Source organism: Corynebacterium sp. HMSC073B01, from assembly GCF_001838255.1.
In the GTDB taxonomy this organism is placed as follows: Bacteria; Actinomycetota; Actinomycetes; order Mycobacteriales; family Mycobacteriaceae; genus Corynebacterium; species Corynebacterium jeikeium_D.
Genome location: NZ_KV836167.1, coordinates 1 through 6,928, shown reverse-complemented (window position 1 = coordinate 6,928; position 6,928 = coordinate 1). Strand labels below are relative to the sequence as shown.

Genomic DNA, 6,928 nt, shown 5'->3' with positions numbered 1-6,928 from the left:
TGAAAGTGTCATAAACTTACACAGTTTCACATTTGCAGCCCGCATCCATGGGGCCATTCCGGTGGATTGGCCAAAAAACTGGGCTTGAATAAGCCCCCGCCCACTTCAAGCCCCCACTTCAAGCGCCCCTACTCAAGCCCCCGCCCCGAGGCCACTGATGTGAAAACCCGCAGCCATGGCTGAACTAGCAGTCACGGCTGCGGGCCTCCAGCAGAAGTAGCTCTGCTAAGAATCTAAAAGATTACTTGTTAATCACCGTGGTCGGGTGCACGTAACCCAGAGTCTCCGGATCAACCGGGAACTCAATGTCGCCGAAAGGCGAATCTGCACCAGCGTGGTGAGCAATCAGTTCAGTAACAGCGTGCTGACCAGGCTCGAGGTCCTTCGGCCAGCCGGGATCGACATAGGATTTCTTTGCAACGTTAGCCATGCTGAGATTATCCCAAAAATTTTCTCCCCAGTCACCTTCTCCCCTCCTTAAATCTCACTAAAGTGGGGATTGTCATGACTAGCACCACCCCCTTTGCACTCTTTTCCGACTGGCTGGCAGGTCAACCAGACCAATTTGTGGGCACTATCCTCAGCAATCGCCCCGATGCGCTGTCGCCACCGCCGAAGTCTTCCCAGGTGCTAGCGGCAAGGCTCCAGCTCCGCGCTTCTGTCTCCCGCGCGCTGACCAAACTGCCCGCACTGGAGCTCGCCTGCATTGAGGCCGCCGCCGACCTCGGTGCTGACGCCGAACCCGTCACTGCGGACGCCCTCATCGACTACATTCTCGACTTACTCTCTCGAGCAGAGGTTCCCGCCAATCAACGGCCCACGGCCACGCATATTCGGACAAGCCTCGATACCCTGCGCGAATACGGACTCATCTGGGGCAACGGTCCCGGCCCCCGCGGCACCTTCACCGGCAAGTCCACCCGCAAGAAACCTCTGCCCTGGCAGGACTACTTCTGTCTCAGCGATGAGGTCGCCACCTCGTTGCCACCCGGCTGGTATCTTCTGCCCAATCCCGATGGCCCCAGCCGCAGCCAGCTACGCACGGCACTCACCGAGGTCACAGACAGGCAGCAGCGTCTCCTGGATACCCTCGCCAACTCCGGAGGGCTCGGCGTCACAAAGGGCGCTCATCCGGATGCCGACCCTTCGCTGCCGGTCCCAGCGCTCATCAACGCCGGCCTGCTCGAACGCATCGACGAGGGCACCGTTCGCCTGCCCGCCACCGTTCGCGCGCTTATGCGTGGAGTCGGGCTTGCCGACGACGACGTCCCCCTGCGCCCCGAAACCCCCGCTACCCACGTGATCGCCAGCGGTAACGACCGTGCTGCCGCCACTGCCTGGGAAACTTTGCGACAGGCGACTGACCTGCTGGACTTGCTGGGAACCGCCCCCGCGCCGACCTTGAAAAACGGTGTCATCGGAGTGCGGGAAACCCGCAGTCTCATCGAGGAGCTCGGCGTCGACATCTCGGAGTTGGCTCGCGGCGTGGCTAACCTCAGTGCAGCGGGCCTGGTTCATGTCGGCACTCCGCATCCGCTGCCACTGCACGACAGCGGTGGTGACTATTTCGCCCCCACGCTGGCAGCCGACGGCTTCCTCGACGCCGATCTGGTTGACCGGTGGGTGAGTTTGACGGTCGGCACTCGCACTAGCGACGCAGCTCCCTGGCGGGTCGACCAGCTCAATGAGGAAGGCAAGCGCATTGCTCTACTCTCCCCACAAGCTCGGCTCTCCGGGGTACCGTCAATCCGGGAAATGGTGCTGGCCTGCTGTGCGCAGGTGGCGTCGTCGGCAAGCGACAACGACATCGTTGCTCTGACTGACCTGCGTGAATGCGCCGCCTACTACTACCCGATTACCAACGCGAGGTGCACGGACGAGACGCTCAGTGGCGTGGTCGACGAGCTGGTCGCCCTCGGCATCGTCGTGCGGGACCCGGGCGTGGAAACGATTTCCGTCGGCCTTAGCGAGGTCGGCAAAGCCATGGTCGCGCTCATCGAATCCGGTACCGCCGAGGCCTTCGACGATCTGCGTGCCGCCTGTAACAACCTCTTGCCGCCGAACGCCTCGTACCTGATGGTTCAGGCGGACAACACCATTGTCGTACCGGGCCCCGCATCCCCGGAGATGGAACGCATGCTCAGTTCGATTGCGCAGCTGGAATCTCCCGGCCTCGCCAGCGTCTACCGCGTGACCGAAGACAGCCTTCGCGATGCCCTCGACGCCGGCATCAATGCCGCCGATATCTCGGAGTTTCTTTCGCGCTACGCCGTCGGCGAGGTGCCGCAGTCCATTACCTATTTGCTTGACGACGTCGCCCGCCGCCACGGTCGTCTCCGCGGTGGCCCCGCAGCTTCGTTTATCCGCTGTGACGATCCGGCCCTGCTGGCCTCATTCCAGAGTCACCAGGCTGGGCAAAGCCTGGCGTTGCGGAAGATTGCCGAAACGGTGCTAATTAGCCAGGCCCCGCTTGCCCAGGTGATTGAGACCGCTAGAAATGCGGGCTTTTCCATCATCGCCGAAGATGCAGAGGGTTTGGTGCTGGATCTCGGTCGCGCTCCCTGCCGCATTGAGGCGCCAGCTCCGGTGCCTACTGCGCGTACAACGATGCCCGAACCGGAACGCATCAGCCAGGCGTTGACGGCTATTGCCGATGGCAACCGTGCTGCTGAGCACGCTGGTAGTTCCAGTGGCACTGCAGCCAGTGGCAACACTGCTGGGGTCTCTGGCTCGGCTGCGGATTCGGCGACAGGTACGGGCACGGCTGCCGGTGCCAGCGCTAGCACCGGTGGCACGAGCGACTACGCCTCCGGCACCGAAGCGTTCAAGCTTCTGCAGCGCGCGGCTCGCCATGGCGACGACCTGTATTTGAGCTACGTTGACCGCAACGGCAAACCCGGCCGCAAGCGCGTGCGCCCAGTCACCGTCTCCGGTGGGCAGGTCGATGCTATCGACCCGGCCACCAGTCAAGTGCTGCGCTTCCTGCTGCATCGCATTACCGAAGTACATCCTGTCGACTAGGCGGCGGGCGCGCGGACCGTCGTAAAGCGATGCAGAAGCGAATGTGGCGGTTCGGGATAATTCGAGCCCGTGCCGCATCTTCTGCGTAATCGTGGCAGAATTGACCTTTAGCTTATTTTTGGTCGAATGTCTGCGAGGCGAGGGAATAATGGGTTTCGGTACGGGTCCGCTGATCGTCCAATCGGATAAGACGGTGCTGCTGGAGGTCGATAACCCGGAGGCGGATGCGGCACGCGCGGCGCTGGCACCGTTCGCGGAGCTCGAACGTGCTCCTGAACATGTGCACACCTACCGCATCACCCCGCTGGCGCTGTGGAATGCCCGCGCCGCCGGTCACGACGCGGAGCAGGTGGTCGATGTCCTCGAGCGCTTCTCCAAGTTCCCCGTCCCACAGCCGCTGCTTATCGACGTCGCGGAGACCATGGACCGCTACGGTCGCCTGAGCCTGACCAAGCATCCAGCTCACGGCCTTATTCTGGTTTCACACGACCCTGCGGTACTGGCCGAGGTGACCAAGCACAAAAAGATTCGTCCGATGCTCGGCGAGCAAATCGACGCCGACACCTGGACCGTGCACCCCTCCGAGCGAGGCCGAATCAAACAGGAGCTGCTGAAGGTCGGTTGGCCGGCCAATGACACCGCCGGCTACATCGATGGTGAGGCACACGCCATCGCTTGGCAGGATCAGGGCACCGGCGGCCACGACACCTGGGAACTGCGCGACTACCAACGCATGGCGGCTGATTCCTTCCGCGAAGGCGGCTCCGGCGTCGTGGTGCTGCCCTGTGGCGCAGGCAAGACAATCGTCGGTGCTGCGGCCATGGTAGACGCGCAGCGCACCACTTTGATCCTGGTCACCAACACCGTCGCCGGCAGGCAGTGGCGCGACGAGCTGCTGCGACGCACCTCGCTGACCGAAGACGAAATCGGCGAATACTCCGGCGAAAAGAAGGAAATTCGCCCCGTCACCATTGCGACCTACCAAGTGGTCACGCGCAAGACTAAGGGAGAATACCGCGCACTCGAGCTATTCGATTCCCGCGACTGGGGCCTCATCATCTATGACGAGGTCCACCTCCTGCCCGCTCCCGTGTTCCGAATGAGTGCGGATCTGCAGTCGCGCCGTCGACTGGGGCTCACCGCTACCCTGGTGCGCGAAGATGGCCGCGAGGGCGACGTCTTCAGCCTGATCGGCCCGAAGCGCTACGACGCCCCGTGGAAGGACATCGAGGCCCAGGGCTGGATCGCACCGGCTGACTGCGTTGAGGTCCGCGTGACCCCAACCGAGTCCGAGCGCATGCTCTACGCCACGGCTGAGGCCTCCGACAGGTATCGTCTGGCCGCAACGACGCCGACGAAGATTCCCGTCGTCAAGCAAATCCTTGCCCGACACGAGGGCGAACCCGCTCTGGTGATTGGTGCCTACCTGGATCAGCTCGAAGAGATCGGCGAAGAGCTCGGCGTCGACGTCATCGAAGGAAAGACGTCCAACGCCAAACGCGAGGAGCTCTTTGGGAAGTTCCGGCGCGGCGAGATCAACACGCTGGTGGTCTCCAAGGTTGCGAACTTTTCCATCGACCTTCCCGAAGCCTCCGTCGCCGTGCAAATCTCCGGCACCTTCGGTTCCCGACAGGAGGAGGCACAGCGCCTGGGGCGTCTCCTGCGCCCGAAGTCCGATGGTGGTGGCGCCGTCTTTTACTCGGTGGTGACTCGCGATACGCTCGATACCGAATACGCAGCTCACCGCCAGCGTTTCCTGGCGGAACAGGGCTACGCCTACCGAATCGTCGACGCAGACGAGTACCTCGGGCCCTCCCTGCCCGGTGATTCCACCGCTAGCTCGGAATCCTAGAAAACTGGATAACTAAAGGACTGCCATGAACTTTCACTTCCCCGTCAACCGCGAGCACACCAACGCCAACAACGAGTACTACCGCGATGCCCGCCGACTGCTCATCTCCTCCGGCATTTTCTCTGCTCTGCTGCTCGTCGGCGCTGTGCTGGTTCTAATAGTTTTCGACCGCACGCCGTTTGTTATCGGCAGCGCGGTTATGCTTTTCGCCCTCGCAGCTCTCTACGTCGGCGTTACCTTCCAGGTGCGACGCGCAATTAAGGATCCGCAAGAGCTTTACGACGAATCCCCGCTGGTTCCGGCCATGATTGCGCGTGTGGATGAGCGGACCATGGTGCTGATGACCCTGGTGGACATGCGTAAAACCCCCTCCGATGGCGAGCCCGTCCCGGCCCTGGCTACACGTACGGTCACCACGATTTCCGGTGTTCCCCGCCGCGTGGGCGCGAAGGTGCCAGCTGTTGCTGTGGCCGGTACACACAAGAGCCGCACCGAGTTCTACGACGAAATCACCCCAGTGCCGCTCGCGTGGTCCACTCCAGACAAGTCAATCATTGCCCAAGCCCAGCGCAATATTCCTGTCAACGATTGGAATGTGCTCGAACGCAACATCGACCGGGTGGAAGAGGTACACGCAACGAAGCGCAATCTCCTGCCGCTGAACTAGTCGGGGGCTGTTAGCCCCCGACATTTTGGCACTGAACTGTTCTAGACCCGCCCCCGATTTCCCTTAGCAGCGCCCCCTCCGCGGTGCTCACATGCACGGCGAGAGCGCCATTGGGAACTGAAACGGATTGACTAGCTCTTGCCCCATGACTCTTCGTTCTGCCGGTCGATCGCTTCCTTATCGTATTCACCTGCCGGATCCTCTGGCAGCTCACGTTCCGTGTGAGTGGCCTCTAGAATGAACCGCGCCGCGTCCGTAATCTGTTCTCGCTGAACCTTTGGAACCGCAATCTGGTGAGTCGCCAAGAATACCGCCTGAGAGGCCTCTCCCCCTGCCTCCTCAACCTTCTTCAGGTACTCGGTAGCTGGCCGAACGACAGTATCGCGGGAGGCCGCCTGAACGTGGACACGCATGCTTCGCGACGGCTCATGCAATCCCGGTGACACTTCCTTTGCCGAATCATCAGAGGTGCCGAAGAATGCCTGCAACCACACCGCAGGAGCACCACGCAGGTCTAGAGCCGGGGCAACGAGCAACAGAGCAACCGGAGTGTCTTGACTAATCTGGTCCACCGCAGAAACAACGTTGTGGCCGCCTGAAGAGACACCATAGAGAACTATCGGGTTCTGATCACTGATGGGCATTGCACCCAATTTTTGAAGCTGCAACGAATCATCTGCAACAGATGCGACTACCCGCGCGATGTCATTGACGGCCTCAGATACTTTATGCTCTGGCGCGAGACGGTAATCCACATCCACAACAATTGCGCCCGATCGGGCTGCCAGGGCAGCCATATTTGGGCCGAAGGAATTCTCACGCAGACTGCCGTCACCCATCCAGAAAGCGCCGCCGTGTGCAGCAACTACCACAGACCCGGTTGGATCCTGCGGGACAAAAACCCGAACCGGAACGCTAGGACTATCCCCCACCGTCGTATCCGTCACCTCTACCTTGCCGTCGGCATACGCAAGGTATGGCGAAGAGTGGTTGACAGCCGCCCCCAGGACCATCATCGAACCGTGAATAATGGCGTCTGGCATACGAGCGCCGCGGTCATTGACTGACGCACGAGCCTTCTTAATGTCTTCCTCAGAGGCACCCAAGGGGACAACCTCGCTCAAGTAGGAATAGGCCGAGACGTGTTCTTCGAGCCATTCAATAAGCTGTTGTAGCTTACCTTCTTCGGTCGTTACGGGAGTGAAGTTGTCTTGAGCCTCGTCCTCAGAAGAAGCGAGGTTAATCACATCGGAGTTAGGTGTCTGATTAGTCATAGAGACAGTCTGCCACAGAGAGCCAACGAGGATTCACCAAAAGAGGAAACCGAGGATCCGATCGACGCTTAGTTAATTCCGTTTACCTGTGGGTAAAACAAAAGTGGGCCGCAG

At 60.9% G+C, this 6,928-nt stretch carries 5 protein-coding genes; 3 read left to right on the top strand and 2 right to left on the bottom strand.

Going from position 1 to position 6,928, the window contains the following annotated elements; genetic code table 11:
- Nucleotides 1-241 precede the first annotated feature (241 nt).
- The gene (locus tag HMPREF2849_RS06625; RefSeq protein ID WP_016423317.1) at nucleotides 242-430 is read right to left on the bottom strand and encodes a hypothetical protein; all 189 of its coding nucleotides are present in this window, start codon (nucleotides 428-430) and stop codon (nucleotides 242-244) included.
- Nucleotides 431-504: 74 nt separating this feature from the next.
- Here HMPREF2849_RS06625 and HMPREF2849_RS06620 point away from each other — a divergent pair, with 74 nt between their 5' ends.
- From HMPREF2849_RS06620 to HMPREF2849_RS06610, 3 genes are all read left to right on the top strand, one after another.
- Nucleotides 505-3,021 carry a helicase-associated domain-containing protein gene (locus HMPREF2849_RS06620; RefSeq protein ID WP_070862790.1) on the top strand — a complete coding sequence of 839 codons (2,517 nt, stop codon included), beginning with the start codon at nucleotides 505-507 and terminating at the stop codon, nucleotides 3,019-3,021.
- A 148-nt stretch (nucleotides 3,022-3,169) separates the two neighbouring features.
- On the top strand, nucleotides 3,170-4,873 hold the full coding sequence (locus tag HMPREF2849_RS06615; protein ID WP_016423319.1) for a DNA repair helicase XPB: 1,704 nt from the start codon (nucleotides 3,170-3,172) through the stop codon (nucleotides 4,871-4,873).
- A gap of 25 nt (nucleotides 4,874-4,898) precedes the next feature.
- On the top strand, nucleotides 4,899-5,540 hold the full coding sequence (locus tag HMPREF2849_RS06610) for a DUF3239 domain-containing protein (protein ID WP_048733732.1): 642 nt from the start codon (nucleotides 4,899-4,901) through the stop codon (nucleotides 5,538-5,540).
- Between the two features lie 131 nt (nucleotides 5,541-5,671).
- Here HMPREF2849_RS06610 and HMPREF2849_RS06605 read toward each other — a convergent pair whose 3' ends face one another.
- Nucleotides 5,672-6,814 carry an alpha/beta hydrolase gene (locus HMPREF2849_RS06605; protein ID WP_070605436.1) on the bottom strand — a complete coding sequence of 381 codons (1,143 nt, stop codon included), beginning with the start codon at nucleotides 6,812-6,814 and terminating at the stop codon, nucleotides 5,672-5,674.
- Nucleotides 6,815-6,928: the final 114 nt, after the last annotated feature.

Bases quoted from the DNA above. Each gene is read 5' to 3' on its own strand.
- HMPREF2849_RS06625 (WP_016423317.1), bottom strand. From the start codon at position 430: ATGGCTAACGTTGCAAAGAAATCCTATGTCGATCCCGGCTGGCCGAAG.
- HMPREF2849_RS06620 (WP_070862790.1), top strand. From the start codon at position 505: ATGACTAGCACCACCCCCTTTGCACTCTTTTCCGACTGGCTGGCAGGT.
- HMPREF2849_RS06615 (WP_016423319.1), top strand. From the start codon at position 3,170: ATGGGTTTCGGTACGGGTCCGCTGATCGTCCAATCGGATAAGACGGTG.
- HMPREF2849_RS06610 (WP_048733732.1), top strand. From the start codon at position 4,899: ATGAACTTTCACTTCCCCGTCAACCGCGAGCACACCAACGCCAACAAC.
- HMPREF2849_RS06605 (WP_070605436.1), bottom strand. From the start codon at position 6,814: ATGACTAATCAGACACCTAACTCCGATGTGATTAACCTCGCTTCTTCT.